Raw genomic sequence first — 13,858 nt, 5'->3', positions numbered from 1 at the left:
GTCGTCGTACAACTCGTCCCTTCCGGGTACTGCTGGCGCATCCGCAGAACTCGCGCTCCACGCGGAAGATGACTGAGCCTCAGCCGCATTCCGGATGGTTCTTCGGATGGATTCCGGAAATACACGTGAGGCCCAGCCGATAATCGGCTGGGCCTCACGTATCACAATGCATTCCGGTGGGCGATACTGGGATCGAACCAGTGACCCCTTCGGTGTGAACGAAGTGCTCTCCCGCTGAGCTAATCGCCCGGGTGCAGGGAAAACATTACCGCATCCCGGAGGGTGGTCCGAACACCCTGGTCACGGCAGCCCCGGCCCCGGGCCGCTCAGCTCTCGCCCGCCGTCCAGGGGACGTCCAGGCCGTAGCGGGCGAAGTACCAGCCGCCGATCCCGACGACCGCGGCGAGGCCGATGGCGGTGACGGTGAGGTTGCGGCGGCGCACCCGCGGGTCCAGGGCGCGGTGGGCGGCCTCGGCGACCTTGCGGCGGCTCCACCGCAGCACCAGCCGGGCCCAGTCGAACTCGGTGGCCCAGACCCCCATGCCCAGGAAGATCACCACCCAGCCGGGGCCGGGCAGCGGCAGCATGATCACGCCGAGGACGACCACGGCGAGGCCGGCCAGGAAGATCGCCACCTGCCAGGTGAGGTGCAGCGGCCGCGAGCGGCGGACGAACGCCGGGGCGCGGGAGCCGGCCGCGTCATCCGCCGTGACCGGTTCACCCGATCCCGTGTTCTTGGCCGTCTTGTCGTTTCGCACAGTCATGCCAGGAAACTAACCAAGAAGCGGCCCGGTAATGCCCGACCGGGCCACTCCGGGATGATTCCGCAATGCGCCGTAAGGGGTACGACTCGCGCCCGAATCGGGACAGAGGGGTTTACATCGGGCTTGGGGGTGGGATGGTCCGTTCGCCGACGTGCGATTCCCCGAGCGCACACTGAGCGAAAGGCCATGGCGCTTATGAACACCACGGTCAGCTGCGAGCTGCACCTGCGCCTCATCGTGTCCAGCGAGTCCTCACTGCCCGTCCCCGCGGGCCTGCGCTACGACACCGCCGACCCCTACGCCGTGCACGCCACGTTCCACACGGGCGCCGACGAGACCGTGGAGTGGGTGTTCGCCCGAGATCTCCTCGCGGAGGGGCTGCACCGACCGACCGGTACCGGCGACGTCCGGGTCTGGCCGTCCCGCAGCCACGGGCAAGGGGTGGTCTGCATCGCGCTGAGCTCTCCGGAAGGAGAAGCCCTGCTCGAAGCCCCGGCCCGGGCGCTTGAGTCATTTCTCAAGCGGACGGACGCCGCGGTGCCCCCCGGCACCGAACACCGCCACTTCGACCTCGACCGGGAGCTGTCCCACATCCTCGCCGAAAGCTGATCCCGCCCGGAGGCGGTCACGCCCCGCCATCGGCGGGGTGGTACCTCCTGCCGTCACCGCTGCCGTCCTACTCGGGGGCACGGCAGCAACTCAGCCGCGCGCGACGCGGCCTCGGGGCCGGTGGACGGCCCGATCCCACCGGATCGGGTCCGCGACACCGCAGGCGCCCGGCAGCGAGGCCGGCCATCCATACGGGTGGCCGGCCTCGCTGCCGGGCGCCGTCGGCATTTCGGGGGGTCCTTCGCGGGACCGGCCGCCCGGACGCCGTCCGCTTCACGGCACTCTGACGGAATCCGTACACGCCTTCGAAAGAACCCGCCGCCCTTCCGCCGCACGGCCCGGTATGGTCTGGGGTAACCGTGGACGCGGGGTTCCGGAGTCCCCTGCGCGAGGAGTCCCCAACGTGCTGATCACCCATGACACCGAGTGCGCGCTGAGCATCCTCGTCGAGCTGCTCAACACCGCGCCCGAGGTGTGCGGCACCGAGCGGCTGCCGGACGTGGCCGCACTGGACGCCTTCGTGGTCGGCCAGGAGATCAGCGAGATCGACTCGCTCACCGAGAACGACCTGCGCAAGGTGCACGAGCTGCGCACCCGGCTGCGGGAGGTGTTCGGGACGGAGTCCACCGCCGAGGCCGCCGAACTGGTCAACCGGATCGTCGCGGCCGCCGGTACGACGCCGCGGCTGACCAACCACGACCACCACGACTGGCACATCCACTACTTCGCGCCGCACGCCGCGCTCGGCGACCACCTCGCCGCCGAGCTGGGCATGGCGCTGGCCTTCATCCTGATGGCGGGCGAGCGGGAGCGGTTGCGCCGGTGCGAGGCGCCGGACTGTGCCCGGGTCTTCGTGGACCTCTCCCGCAACCGCTCCCGGCGCTACTGCGACAGCCGCACCTGCGGCAACCGGCTGCACGTCGCCGCCTACCGGGCACGGCAGCGCTCGGCGGAGGCCGTGCCCTCCGCCTGACGCCGACCCCCGCGGGGGTTCGGATGCCGCGTTCGGATGCCGCTCAGATGCCGCGCTTGCGGAGGATCTCCTCGATGTCGGAGAAGTCGCCGAGGCCGTCGTCCCGCTTGCCCGCCGCGGGCTTGCCCGTCGCCGGCTTCTTCGGCGGGGTGGCCGCCACCGCCGGGCGCTCGGGCGCGGCACCGGCGGCCGCCGGGCGGTCCGGGGCGGCGTCCACGGCGCCCCGGCGGCCCACCCAGCGGGTCGTCACCAGCAGGAGCGCGGAGAGGCCGAGCAGCACGATGCCGGTCCAGACCCGGGGGTCGAACACCAGCCTCGTCGCCCAGTCGGCGAACTCGCTGCCGATCGTCCGGGCCACCGGGAACAGGCCGGTCAGGTAGAGCCCGGCGGGCACCAGGGCCACCGCGAACCAGCGGGTCGCGGACAGGAACCGCCGCCGGTAGGCCCGCAGGCCGGCCACGGCCACCCCGCCCGCCGTGAGCGCGAAGCTGATCGCCGCCGTCAGCACGGCAGTACTCCTTCGCTTCCGGTCGTCCTGGTCATCACTGCCTCCCTGTCGGCCTTCGCAGGGGCGCACCGTCGGCCGGAGCGGGCGCCCACTAGTGAAACACTGGGGGAATGATCGATGGTTCCCTCCCCCGGCTCGAGTTCTGGTGCGACCTCCAGTGTCCGGACTGCCGCACCGCGCTGGACGACGTACGGGCGCTGCGCGCGCGGTACGGCGACGCGCTGCCCGTCGAGGTCCGCCACTTCCCGCTGGAGAAGCACAAGCACGCCTACGCGGCCGCGGAGGCCGCCGAGGAGGCGTTCGCGCAGGGGCTGGGCTGGCCGTTCGTGGAGGCGCTGCTGGCCCGGGTCGAGGAGTTGGACGCCCGCGGGCAGCAGGTGCTGCTGGAGGTGGCCCGGGCGGTCGGGGTGGACGTCGAGGAGGTCGACACCGCGCTGATCGACGGCCGGCACATGCTCACCGTGGACGCCGACCAGGCCGAGGGCCGGGCGATCGGGGTCACCGGCACGCCGACGTACGTGATCGGCGGGCAGCGGCTGGACGGCGGGCAGAGCCAGGACGGCCTGCGGGACCGCATCGTGGCCGCCATCGAGGCGGCGGCGGCTTCCTGACGCCATGTCGGGTCACAGCGGCTTTCCGTAGATGCGGTTGGTGACCCGGTAGCCGAGCGAGGCGTAGAGGCGGATCGCGACCTCGTTCCCGGCGAACACGTTGAGGCCGAGGTCGCGCACGCCGGCGGCCAGGCACTCGCGCTCGGCGAGCAGCATCAGCGTGCGGCCGTGTCCCCGGCCCCGGTGGGCCGGGGACACCTCGACGGTCATCACCCAGGCGAGCGGCCCGCCGTTCGGCAGGTCACGCCGGTGGAAGTCCACCCAGAGCGAGCCGAGCGGCTCGGCTTCACCGTCCGCGCGCAGGCGGCGCAGGGCGACGCCGGGGCTGTCGGCGCCCTGCGGGAGCAGGCGCCGGTGGTCCAGGTGGGACCTGGCGCGGGCCTGCTCCTCGCTGAGTCCGGACTCCACGAGCGAGCGGAGGTAACCCCGCGCGGCCCGGTCGAGCCAGTCCTGGAACTCCGGGGGCTCGATCCGGTCGGCGGTGATGCCGGCGGGCAGGGCGGGGGCGGTGGTCAGCCGCTTGGCCAGGTTCCGCATCCGCTCGGTGTAGCCGAGGGTGGTGGCGAGCCCCCGGGCGATCCGCGCCGTCTCGGGGATGTTGGCGTCCACCCTGGTGCAGTCCCAGTTGCGCAGCACCTCCTCCGCGGCCAGCGCGCCGAACGTGCCGCGGCCCCGACCGCGGCCTTCTCTGACCTCCAACTCCGATATCTCGCCCCAGAGTTGACTGCCGTGCGGGATGGCGGTGGTGCGCAGCGCGCCGACCTGGCGGCCGTTGGCGCAGATCTGCCAGCGCCTGGTGCGGCCGCCGGCGTCGGTGGGTGTCTCCGGGCCCTCGGGGCGCAGCGTCGTGGTCATGTGGTGGTCCCTTCCCCGCGCCCGGGCCCCTATGCCCTGGTTGCCGCTTCGGGGATCACGGGTCGAGGTCGTCGCCGCTGCGTTCGGCGAAGACGGCCATGGCCTTGGCGGTGACGGCGCCGATGCCGGGCAGCTCGCGGTCGTCCACCCGGGTCACGGCCTGGACGTCACGGGTGGTGGAGGTCAGGAAGACCTCGTCGGCGTCCCGGAGGGCGCTGAGCGGCAGGTCGGCCTCCTCGGCGCCGCACCAGTCGATGACCAGCTGACGGGTGATGCCGGCCAGGCAGCCGGAGCCGAGGGTGGGGGTGAGCAGGCGGCCGCCGAGGACGACGAAGACGTTGGAGCCGGTGCCCTCGCAGAGCAGGCCGGCGGTGTTGGCGAGCAGGGCCTCCGAGGCGCCGGCGCGGTGGGCGGCGGCCAGGGCGACGACGTTCTCGGCGTACGAGGTGGTCTTGAGGCCCGCGACGGCGCTGTGCTCGTTGCGGCGCCACGGGACGACGGCGGCGGCGGTCTCGTCGGGGCGGCGGTTGATCGCGCCGAGGGCGACGACGAGGGTGGGGCCTGCGGTGCCGCGCTCGGAGCCGAGCGGTGAGGTGCCGCCGGTGTAGGTCACCCGCAGGCGGCCGAGCGGGGCCGGGTTGGCGGCGAGGACCTGGGCGCAGGCCTCGCGGACCAGGTCGTGGTCCGGGTCGGGCAGGCCGAGGCCGCGGGCGGAGCGGGTGAGCCGGTCGAGGTGCCGGGTGACCGCGAAGGCCCGGCCGTCGGTGGCCTTCATGGTCTCGAACACCCCGTCGCCGGTGGTGAGTCCGTGGTCGAGGACCGAGACGGCGGCGTCGGCGGAGTCGACGAGCGCCCCGTTGACCCAGCTCGTGGTCGGGTTCTGCATCGAGGGCTGCTCCTAGGACGAGGTGGGGGCGGGGCGGTTCATGCGCCCGTCGGGTCGGTGTCGCTGCCCGACGCTATCGCGACCAGGCGGGCGGCCTTCAGTTCGGTTTCCGCCCACTCGCGGTCGGGGTCGGAGCCCCAGGTGATGCCGGCGCCGGTGCCGAAGCGCAGCACGGGCGCCTCGGGGTCGGTCCGGTCAAGCCAGAAGGTGCGGATGCCGACGGCGAGTTCGCCCTCGCCGCGGTCGGCGTCGACCCAGCCGACGGCGCCGCAGTACGGGCCGCGCGGGGCCGTCTCCAGGGCGTCGATGATCCGCAGGGCGCTGGACTTGGGGGCGCCGGTGACGGAGCCGGGCGGGAAGGTGGCGGCGAGCAGCTCGGGCCAGCCGGCGCCCTCGCGCAGGGTGCCCTCGACGGTGGACACCAGGTGGACCAGGCCGGGGTGCTTCTCGACGGCGCACAGGTCGGGGACGGTGACGCTGCCGGTCGCGCAGACCTGCCCGAGGTCGTTGCGGACCAGGTCCACGATCATCACGTTCTCGGCGTGGTCCTTGTCGAGGAGGTCGTCCTCGGTGCGGCCGGTGCCCTTGATCGGGCCGGAGGAGACGGTGCGGCCGGCGCGGCGCAGGTACAGCTCGGGCGAGGCGGTGGCGATCTCGACGCCGTGCCCGGGCAGGCGGATGGTGCCGGCGTAGGGGGCGGGGTTGCCGTGGGCGAGGAGGCCGGTGAGGGCGTCGACGTCGCTGCGGGCCGGGTCGGGCAGCGGTGCGGACAGCACGCGGCAGAGGTTCGCCTGGTAGACCTCGCCGGCGGCTATGTGTTCACGGATGCGTCGTACGCCCGCGGTGTAGGCGGAGCGGTCCAGGGAGCTGTGCCAGTCGCCGGCCCCCGGTCCGCGCCAGCCGGCGCCCGAGGGCGGCGCGGGGGCGGGGCGGACGTCGTCGAAGCGGGCGCAGGTCAGCCGGCCCTCGAAGTCGTAGGCGACGGCCCAGTAGCCGGTGGAGTCCAGGGCGGCCGGGTCCGAGGTGACGTCGCGCAGCCCGGTGGCCAGGCGGCCGCCGAAGCGGGCGAGCGGGGTGCTGGGTTCGGTGGGGCCGGACACGGTTCTCCTGCGCGGTGGTGCTGGGCGGCGGTGCCTGAAGTGTAGGTCGGGGGTGCGGGCCCGGCGCGGGGGTGTGACGCGGGGGCGTGAGCACTGCTCGGCATCGCGCGGGTGTGCGCCGGGTGGCCTGCGGATGATCGTCCGGAAGCGCCGCAGGTGGCGGCCGGTGGCCGGGCCGAGGGGTCGGCGGGGAGGCGCTCGGCGGGCATCCCATCGGCACGCTGCGGGAACGGATTTTTAGCTGGCCCGGGAATCCGCTAGAGTTCAACACGTCGCCAGGGAGCGCAGCCGAAGAAAAGCGGTGAAGGTCCCGGGAGACAGGCGGACGTGGCTCAGTTGGTAGAGCATCACCTTGCCAAGGTGAGGGTCGCGAGTTCGAATCTCGTCGTCCGCTCGATGGAGAACAGTGTAAGATCGTTCTTCGTGTGTTGCCTGGTGGAGTGGCCGAGAGGCGAGGCAACGGCCTGCAAAGCCGTGTACACGGGTTCAAATCCCGTCTCCACCTCCGAGAGGTTCGACCGGTTCCGACCGGAAGACCTCCCCGCGCGATTAGCTCAGCGGGAGAGCACTACCTTGACACGGTAGGGGTCACTGGTTCAATCCCAGTATCGCGCACGTCGGATCCTTCGGGGTCTGCTGCAGGACCGCCACATCAGGCGCGATTAGCTCAGCGGGAGAGCACTACCTTGACACGGTAGGGGTCACTGGTTCAATCCCAGTATCGCGCACGTCGGGCCCTTCGGGGTCTGCTGCAGGACCGCCACATCAGGCGCGATTAGCTCAGCGGGAGAGCACTACCTTGACACGGTAGGGGTCACTGGTTCAATCCCAGTATCGCGCACAGTAACGGCCGGGGCCGCGATCCGCCAGGATCGCGGCCCCGGCCGTTTGGCGTTGACGACGGCTTCGGGACGGACGACGGCCGCGGGAAAGACGGCTGCGGGAAAAGAGAAGAGCCGCGTACGGTCGCCCTCACCGACGTCCGTACGCGGCGTCTCCGCCTGCCGGGGCGCTCTGCGCGCCACTCACGCCCGTCCGCGTGTCATCGCGGCCGCGCGGCCTCCCCGGCGGCACTGCTCCCCGTCCCCAGGGGATCAGTGCCCGTTCTGTGGCCGACCCCGTCGGGGCCGGCGTGATCTCAGCGGCCGATCAGATCGGCGACGGCCTGGGCCTGGTTCGCCATCTGATCCCAACCGCCGAAGAGCAGCACCAGCAGCACCGCGCACGGCAGGGCCATGGCCAGCGCCACGGCCGGGTGCCTGGTGGGCTGCTCGGCCGACCGGGACTGGACGACGGCCGACCGACGGCGGGGGTCTCCCGTGAGCTGCGGTGCCATGCCCTTACTCCTGTGGTCCGGTCGAGTTGGCGCGGTGAACGGCTTACCTCGGGGGACGAGCTCCCCGTCCACCGCTGAACACAACGCTATTGCTCAGGGGGCCGTCCGGGCGTCATGCCGTCGTACTGTTCCTCGGGCATCCCGGAGGATGACGCTCAGACTTCAGGCGTACTACCGCAGGGGGAGGGAGCCTCGGCCGCACCCCCGGGGGAACCCTGAGGGGCAACCCCGAGAAACGCTTCGGCACCCCTATGACCTGCGGGTCAGCGCACGATCCGACAATCACACGGCTGCTTGAGGTGTTGCGTATCAGCACACCGCAGGGGGCAGTCCGTAAGCTGTGCCAGACAGGAACTGACGATGCCCCAACCGACGGGGCCTCACCCACAGGCTGACGGGGAACGAAACATGGCGATGATGCGGCTGAGGCGTGAGGACCCCCGCATCGTCGGGCCGTACCGCCTGCACCGGCGACTGGGCGCCGGCGGCATGGGCGTGGTCTACCTCGGCTCCGACCGCCGCGGACAGCGCGTCGCCCTCAAGCTGATCCGCGCCGAACTCGCCGAGGACCAGGAGTTCCGCACCCGCTTCGCCCGCGAGATCGCCGCCGCCTCCCGCATCCGGGGCGGCTGCACCGCCCGCGTCGTCGGCTCCGACATCGAGGCCGACCGCCCCTGGCTCGCCACCGCGTACGTGCCCGGGCCCTCCCTCTACAAGCAGGTCGGCGACGAAGGGCCGCTGAGCTGGCCCGAGGCCGCCCGGATCGGCGCCGCACTCGCCGACGGGCTGGTCAAGGTGCACGAGGCCGGGGTCGTCCACCGCGACCTCAAGCCCTCCAACATCCTGCTCTCGCCGCGGGGCCCGCGCATCATCGACTTCGGCATCGCCTGGTCGCGCGGCGCCAGCACCCTCACCCACGTCGGCACCGCCGTCGGCTCCCCCGGCTTCCTCGCACCCGAACAGGTCCGCGGCGCCGCCGTCACCCCAGCCACCGACGTGTTCGCGTTCGGGGCCACCCTCGCCTACGCGCTCACCGGTGACACCCCGTTCGGATCCGGGGCGTCCTCCGAAGTCATGCTCTACCGGGTCGTCCACGAGGAACCCGACCTGTCCGCCGTACCCACGCCGCTGGCACCGCTCATCCGCGCCTGTCTCGCCAAGGAACCCGCCGAACGGCCCGGCGCGGCCGCGCTGCACGAGCGCCTCAGCGAACTCGCGGCGCGCGGGGCGGCAGCCGGAACCGCCACCCGGGCCGCGCGGCCCGGCCACGGGCGGGCGGCGGCACCCGCCCCGGCGGGCCCGGCGGCCCAGCCCGCCCCCGACGGCGCCCGGCACGGTGTGCCCGCGCCCGGACGCTCCCCCGAACCCGCCGCCCCGGCCCGGTCCCGGGCCGCCGCGGCGGCCGCGGCCCGGCGCTCGCAGGCGGCCACCGCCCCGCTCCCCCGGCCCGAGGCCACACCGGTGACCCGCCCGCTGCGGGAGCGACCGCACACCCCGCCCCCCGGCCGGCCCGGCACCCGCGACCGCGGGCACCCCCGGGACCGCCAGCACACCCCCGCCCCCGGCGGGCGGCCCGGCAACGCGCGGCAGCGGCTGCTGCGGCAGCGGCTCGTGGTCTTCGTCACCGTGACGCTCGGCGTCGCGCTGGCCATCGCGGCCGCCCAGGGGTGCGAGAACCGCGGCAAGCAGGGCCTGCGGCCCTCCGGCGGGTACACCGCCAGTGCGCCCGCCCCGGGCGGCGCGCAGGCCGTGACGGGGACCTCGGCGGACGGCGCCGCCGCGGCCCAGCCCCCCGCCGCCCAGCCTCCGGCCACCCCGTCCGCCGCGGCTGCGGCCGCACACGGCGGCTCGGGCGACAGCCCGTTGGCGCCCCCGTACGGACCGGGGCCGGTGGTGGACTGGCCCAACCGCAGCTACCCCGACGGGGCCGGCGGGCCCGGCATCGCGCTCCGGGACGGCCGGTCGGTCGGGGCCGGCCCGCAGGTCGTGCTCAGCTCCGTGCTGCCCGCCCGGTACAAGGGCGCCCCGGCAGCGGTCGTCGTCCTGCGGCGGGCCGAGGGCTCGGTGCCGGTCGACCTCGTCCAGCTCTTCTCCTTCACCGGGGACACCCCGGTCGCCGCCACCTCCCGCACCTCGGCGGCCGACCCGCAGGCGACGGCCACCTGGCGGCTCGACGGCGGGACGGTCGTCCGCGAGGAGCGGGTCGCCGCGACCGGCGCGACCACCTCGACCCGCTACACCGTCCGTGCCGACGGCACCCTGGACGAGTCCTGGCCCGGCGCCTCCGGCCCCGCCACCCAGCCCCCGGCCGCCGCTCCGGCTCCGCCCACCGCCGCGGCGGGCTGAGCACGGGAAGGCCGCGGCGCGGAAAGTCGGCCAGGCCGACTTCCCGCTTCCCGCTTCCTGTGTGATGAAGGCTCCCGCCCCCGGGGAGGCGGGGGCGGGTGGGCTCCTCCGGCGCGAGAGGGGAGGTCGGGCGGGCCGACGTCCCCGTCAGGCGGTGGGGGCGGTGACGGCGTAGAAGGAGACGGCGGCGGCGGCGCCGACGTTGAGGGAGTCGATGCCGTGGGCCATCGGGATGCGGACGGCGTGGTCGGCGGCGGCGAGGGCGGGGCCGGTGAGGCCGTCGCCTTCGGCCCCGAGCATGAGGGCCGCCTTGGGGAGGCGGTGCGGGGCGAGGCCGGCGAGGTCGACGGCGGCGTCGGCGGGGGTGAGGGCCAGGAGGGTGAATCCGGCGGTGCGAACGGTCTCCAGGGCGGCCGGCCAGGGGTCGAGCCGGGCGTAGGGCACCGCGAAGACGGCGCCCATGGAGACCTTCACGGCGCGCCGGTAGAGCGGGTCCGCGCAGTCGGGCGAGAGCAGGACGGCGTCCATGCCGAGGGCCGCGGCGCTGCGGAAGATCGCGCCGAGGTTGGTGTGGTCGACCAGGCCTTCCAGGACGGCGACCCGGCGGGCCCCGGCGAGCAGGTCCACGGCCTGCGGCAGCGGCTTGCGTTCCATCGAGGCGAGCGCGCCGCGGTGGACGTGGTAGCCGGTGACGGCTTCGGCGAGCCCCGGCTCGACGACGTGGACGGGGGCGTCCGCCTCGGCGATGACGTCGGCCATCACCTCCAGCCACTTGGAGGTCAGCAGCATCGACCGCATCCGGTAGCCGGCGGCGAGGGCGCGGCGGATGACCTTCTCCCCCTCGGCGATGAACAGGCCTTCGGCGGGTTCGCGCCGGCGGCGCAGTTCGACGTCGGTGAGGCCGGTGTAGTCGCCGAGGCGGGGGTCGGCGGGGTCGGTGATGGCGCTGGGTTCGGACACCCTGCGATCTTGCCAAGGCGGGGCGGGGAAGGCCAAACGGCCCAAGCCGCGGGGCGGGCTGGCCTTGGCCCTGTGCCAGCCATGGTGCAAACATGGCCGTATGGCCCGTTTTCCGGGCCGATCCTGGGCTCCGTCGGCCTCTGGTGCTACTGGTTCCGCCGGCTCCTCCGGTGGGCGCCCAAACGGTCGGCTACAGCTGCCACGCGCCAAGCGGCCGTGGCCCGTGCGAAACCGGTCGGTGGCCGGGCAGGTGTTCGCGCTGCAGGTCCTCGTCGTCCTGCTGCTGGTGGCGGCGGCCGCGGTGGCGCTGGTGGTGCAGTCGCGCACCGACGCCGACCACGAGGCCCGCAACCGGTCGGTGGCGGTCGCGCAGACCTTCGCCAACTCGCCGGGCATCGTCGACGCGCTGCGCTCCTCCGACCCGTCCGCGGTCCTGCAGCCCAAGGCGGAGGCGGCGCGGATGTCGTCGGGCGTCGGCTTCATCGTCGTGCTGAGCGACGACGGCATCCGCTACACCCACCCCGACCCGGCCCTGATCGGCCAGAAGTTCGTCGGCACCTACCTGCCCGCGGTGCACGGGCAGGTGGTGACCGAGCGCGTCACCGACTCGCTCGGCCCACTGGTCCAGGCGGTGGTCCCGGTGTACGCGCCGGACGGCTCGGTGGCCGGGCTGGTCTCGGCGGGCGTCACGGTGCGGAGCGTCAGCAGCGCGAGCGAGCGGCAGCTGCCGGTGGTGCTGGGCGCCGCCGCGGGCGCGGTCGGGCTGGCCACCCTCGGCACGGCGCTGATCAGCCGGCGGCTGCGGCGCCAGACCCACGGGCTGGGCCCGGCCGAGATGACCCGGATGTACGAGCACCACGCGGCCGTGCTGCACGCCGTGCGCGAGGGCGTCATGATCGTCGGCGCGGACGGCCGGCTGCTGCTCTGCAACGACGAGGCGCGGCGGCTGCTGGACCTGCCGCCGGACGCCGAGGGCCGGCCGGTGACCGAGCTGGGCCTGGAGCCCGCGCCCGAGGAACTGCTGACCGCCAACACTCCGGTGACCGACGAGGTGGTGCTGGCCGGGGAACGGCTGCTGGCGGTGAACGTCCGGCTGACCGACCAGGTGGGCGGCCCGCCGGGCTGCGTCGCCACGCTGCGTGACTCCACCGAACTGCTGGCGCTGTCCGGCCGGGCCGAGGGCGCGCAGCGGCGGCTGCGGCTGCTGTACGACGCAGGGGTGACGGTGGGCAGCTCGCTGGACGTGACGCGGACGGCGGAGGAGCTGGCGCAGGTCGCGGTGCCCCGGTTCGCGGACTTCGTCACGGTGGACCTGGCGGACCAGGTACTGACGGGCGAGGAGCCGCCGCCGGGCACCTCGCTGGGGCGGATGCGCCGCGTCGCGCTCGCCGGGATCCGGGACGACGCTCCGTTCTACCCGGTGGACACGGTGCTGGACGTGGTGCCGGCCACCCCGCTGGCCGGGGCGCTGCACAGCGGGGAGTCGGGGCTGGAGCCCCGGCTGGCCCAGGCCCCGGGGTGGCGGGAGCAGGATCCGGAGCGGTCGGCCCGGGTGCTGGCGTACGGGGTGCACTCGATGGTGCGGGTGCCGCTGCGGGCGCGCGGAGTGCTGCTGGGAGTGGCCCGGTTCTGGCGGGCGGACCGCTCGGAGCCGTTCGAGGCGGACGACCTGACGCTGGCCGAGGAACTGGTGGCGCACGCGGCGGTGTGCATCGACAACGCGCGCCGCTACACCCGGGAGCACGCGATGGCGGTGACGCTCCAGCACAGCCTGCTGCCGCGCAACCTGCCGCCGCAGAGCGCGCTGGACGTCGCGCACCGCTACCTGCCGGCCCAGGCCGGGGTGGGCGGCGACTGGTTCGACGTGATCCCGCTGCCGGGCGCGCGGGTGGCCCTGGTCGTCGGGGACGTGGTGGGGCACGGCCTGCACGCGGCGGCGACGATGGGCCGGCTGCGGACGGCGATCCACAACTTCTCGACGCTGGACCTGCCGCCGGACGAGCTGCTGGGGCACCTGGACGACCTGGTGAACCGGATCGACCAGGACGAGGCCGGGAGCGGCGAGGGCGCGGCCCTGACCGGGGCGACCTGCCTGTACGCGATCTACGACCCGGTGGCGCGGCGGTGCACGCTGGCCAGCGCCGGGCATCCGCCGCCCGCCGTGGTGGGCCCGGACGGGCGGGTGGTGTTCCCGGAGCTGGCGACCGGGCCGCCGCTGGGGCTGGCGGTGCTGCCGTTCGAGAACGTCGAGCTGGACCTCGCGGAGGGCAGCCGTCTGGTGCTGTACACCGACGGGCTGGTGGAGGACCGCGAGCGCGACATCGGTGAGGGGCTGGAACTGCTGCGGGCGGCGCTGACCGGGCCGCCGCGCACGCCGGAGCAGACCTGTGCGGACGTGCTCGGGGCGATGCTGCCGGAGCGTCCGCTGGACGACATCGCGCTGCTGGTGGCGCGGACCAGGGTGCTGGCGCCGGACCAGGTCGCGGAGTGGGAGGTGCCGCCCGAACCGGCGGCGGTGGGCGCCGTCCGGGCCGAGGTGGCGGAGCGGCTGGCGGCCTGGGGGCTGGACGAGGCGGCGTTCGTCACCGAGCTGATCCTGAGCGAGCTGGTGACCAACGCCATCCGTTACGGCACCGGGCCGATCCGGGTGCGGCTGCTGCGGGACCGGGCGCTGATCTGCGAGGTGTCGGACGGCAGCAGCACCTCGCCGCACCTGCGGTACGCGGCGACCACCGACGAGGGCGGGCGCGGGCTGTTCCTGGTCGCGCAGTTCGCGGACCGCTGGGGGACGCGCTACACGGCGACGGGGAAGGTGATCTGGACGGAGCAGCCGCTGGAGTAGCCGCCCGGAGCGGCCGGCCGACGGGGGAAGTCGGATGGGAATCGGAGTGGGAAGTCGACGGGCCCGAC

Annotated in this window: 11 protein-coding genes, 6 tRNA genes and 1 pseudogene; 10 read left to right on the top strand and 8 right to left on the bottom strand. The window is 74.1% G+C overall.

The genetic code is table 11. The features are described from left to right. Positions 1-177: 177 nt before the first annotated feature. Together ACIO9K_RS14605 and ACIO9K_RS14600 are read right to left on the bottom strand one after the other, a co-directional pair. Positions 178-249, bottom strand: a tRNA-Val gene (locus ACIO9K_RS14605). A gap of 77 nt (positions 250-326) precedes the next feature. After that, the gene (locus ACIO9K_RS14600) at positions 327-764 is read right to left on the bottom strand and encodes a TIGR02611 family protein (RefSeq protein ID WP_363618226.1); all 438 of its coding nucleotides are present in this window, start codon (positions 762-764) and stop codon (positions 327-329) included. A gap of 195 nt (positions 765-959) precedes the next feature. On the opposite strand from ACIO9K_RS14600, the gene ACIO9K_RS14595 reads away from it, so the two are divergent. Together ACIO9K_RS14595 and ACIO9K_RS14590 are read left to right on the top strand one after the other, a co-directional pair. Next, entirely contained in the window at positions 960-1,373 is a 414-nt protein-coding gene (locus tag ACIO9K_RS14595) for an SsgA family sporulation/cell division regulator (protein ID WP_030056266.1), read from the top strand. Positions 1,374-1,776: 403 nt separating this feature from the next. Then, a complete protein-coding gene (locus tag ACIO9K_RS14590) occupies positions 1,777-2,346 on the top strand; it encodes a CGNR zinc finger domain-containing protein (protein WP_063346822.1) in 570 nt (189 codons plus the stop codon). Between the two features lie 43 nt (positions 2,347-2,389). Here ACIO9K_RS14590 and ACIO9K_RS14585 read toward each other — a convergent pair whose 3' ends face one another. After that, positions 2,390-2,854, bottom strand: a complete 465-nt coding sequence (locus ACIO9K_RS14585) for a hypothetical protein (protein ID WP_363618224.1) — start codon at positions 2,852-2,854, stop codon at positions 2,390-2,392. Positions 2,855-2,964: 110 nt separating this feature from the next. On the opposite strand from ACIO9K_RS14585, the gene ACIO9K_RS14580 reads away from it, so the two are divergent. Next, positions 2,965-3,465, top strand: a complete 501-nt coding sequence (locus tag ACIO9K_RS14580) for a DsbA family protein (RefSeq protein ID WP_363583038.1) — start codon at positions 2,965-2,967, stop codon at positions 3,463-3,465. 12 nt (positions 3,466-3,477) lie between these two features. Here the strand turns inward: ACIO9K_RS14580 and ACIO9K_RS14575 are convergent, their stop codons facing one another. From ACIO9K_RS14575 to ACIO9K_RS14565, 3 genes are read right to left on the bottom strand one after another with little or no spacing between them, the layout of a single operon-like run. Continuing rightward, on the bottom strand, positions 3,478-4,320 hold the full coding sequence (locus ACIO9K_RS14575) for a GNAT family N-acetyltransferase (protein ID WP_400329813.1): 843 nt from the start codon (positions 4,318-4,320) through the stop codon (positions 3,478-3,480). A gap of 55 nt (positions 4,321-4,375) precedes the next feature. Continuing rightward, positions 4,376-5,206 carry an aminotransferase class IV gene (locus tag ACIO9K_RS14570; protein ID WP_363618220.1) on the bottom strand — a complete coding sequence of 277 codons (831 nt, stop codon included), beginning with the start codon at positions 5,204-5,206 and terminating at the stop codon, positions 4,376-4,378. Between the two features lie 38 nt (positions 5,207-5,244). Beyond that, positions 5,245-6,306: a chorismate-binding protein gene (locus ACIO9K_RS14565; RefSeq protein ID WP_363618218.1), complete on the bottom strand. Its 1,062-nt coding sequence runs from the start codon at positions 6,304-6,306 to the stop codon at positions 5,245-5,247. Positions 6,307-6,627: 321 nt separating this feature from the next. Here ACIO9K_RS14565 and ACIO9K_RS14560 point away from each other — a divergent pair. The 5 genes from ACIO9K_RS14560 to ACIO9K_RS14540 all read left to right on the top strand — a co-directional run bounded on the left by ACIO9K_RS14560 (position 6,628) and on the right by ACIO9K_RS14540 (position 7,147). Continuing rightward, a tRNA-Gly gene (locus ACIO9K_RS14560) sits at positions 6,628-6,700 on the top strand. Between the two features lie 40 nt (positions 6,701-6,740). Continuing rightward, a tRNA-Cys gene (locus ACIO9K_RS14555) sits at positions 6,741-6,811 on the top strand. Positions 6,812-6,849: 38 nt separating this feature from the next. Then, a tRNA-Val gene (locus tag ACIO9K_RS14550) sits at positions 6,850-6,921 on the top strand. Between the two features lie 41 nt (positions 6,922-6,962). Then, positions 6,963-7,034 (top strand) — tRNA-Val (locus tag ACIO9K_RS14545). 41 nt (positions 7,035-7,075) lie between these two features. Beyond that, positions 7,076-7,147: transfer RNA gene (locus tag ACIO9K_RS14540), tRNA-Val, on the top strand. Positions 7,148-7,444: 297 nt separating this feature from the next. On the opposite strand, the gene ACIO9K_RS14535 is transcribed toward ACIO9K_RS14540, so the two are convergent. Then, the gene (locus ACIO9K_RS14535; RefSeq protein WP_363589710.1) at positions 7,445-7,642 is read right to left on the bottom strand and encodes a hypothetical protein; all 198 of its coding nucleotides are present in this window, start codon (positions 7,640-7,642) and stop codon (positions 7,445-7,447) included. A 408-nt stretch (positions 7,643-8,050) separates the two neighbouring features. On the opposite strand from ACIO9K_RS14535, the pseudogene ACIO9K_RS14530 reads away from it, so the two are divergent. Then, positions 8,051-9,352, top strand: a pseudogene (locus ACIO9K_RS14530) (serine/threonine-protein kinase); the annotation flags it as partial. Between the two features lie 783 nt (positions 9,353-10,135). Here the strand turns inward: ACIO9K_RS14530 and ACIO9K_RS14525 are convergent. After that, the gene (locus tag ACIO9K_RS14525) at positions 10,136-10,948 is read right to left on the bottom strand and encodes a TrmH family RNA methyltransferase (protein WP_400329808.1); all 813 of its coding nucleotides are present in this window, start codon (positions 10,946-10,948) and stop codon (positions 10,136-10,138) included. 100 nt (positions 10,949-11,048) lie between these two features. Between ACIO9K_RS14525 and ACIO9K_RS14520 the strand changes: the two genes are divergently transcribed. Next, positions 11,049-13,790: a SpoIIE family protein phosphatase gene (locus ACIO9K_RS14520; RefSeq protein ID WP_400329805.1), complete on the top strand. Its 2,742-nt coding sequence runs from the start codon at positions 11,049-11,051 to the stop codon at positions 13,788-13,790. Positions 13,791-13,858 lie beyond the last annotated feature (68 nt).

Source organism: Kitasatospora sp. NPDC087271, from assembly GCF_044744605.1.
Lineage (GTDB): Bacteria > Actinomycetota > Actinomycetes > Streptomycetales > Streptomycetaceae > Kitasatospora.
The sequence above is the reverse complement of the archived record's forward strand: the minus strand, read 5'-3'. Positions and strand labels throughout refer to the sequence as shown.

Coding starts and splice junctions, on each gene's coding strand:
- ACIO9K_RS14600 (WP_363618226.1), bottom strand. CDS start 764: ATGACTGTGCGAAACGACAAGACGGCCAAGAACACGGGATCGGGTGAA.
- ACIO9K_RS14595 (WP_030056266.1), top strand. CDS start 960: ATGAACACCACGGTCAGCTGCGAGCTGCACCTGCGCCTCATCGTGTCC.
- ACIO9K_RS14580 (WP_363583038.1), top strand. CDS start 2,965: ATGATCGATGGTTCCCTCCCCCGGCTCGAGTTCTGGTGCGACCTCCAG.
- ACIO9K_RS14575 (WP_400329813.1), bottom strand. CDS start 4,320: ATGACCACGACGCTGCGCCCCGAGGGCCCGGAGACACCCACCGACGCC.
- ACIO9K_RS14570 (WP_363618220.1), bottom strand. CDS start 5,206: ATGCAGAACCCGACCACGAGCTGGGTCAACGGGGCGCTCGTCGACTCC.
- ACIO9K_RS14535 (WP_363589710.1), bottom strand. CDS start 7,642: ATGGCACCGCAGCTCACGGGAGACCCCCGCCGTCGGTCGGCCGTCGTC.
- ACIO9K_RS14520 (WP_400329805.1), top strand. CDS start 11,049: ATGGCCCGTTTTCCGGGCCGATCCTGGGCTCCGTCGGCCTCTGGTGCT.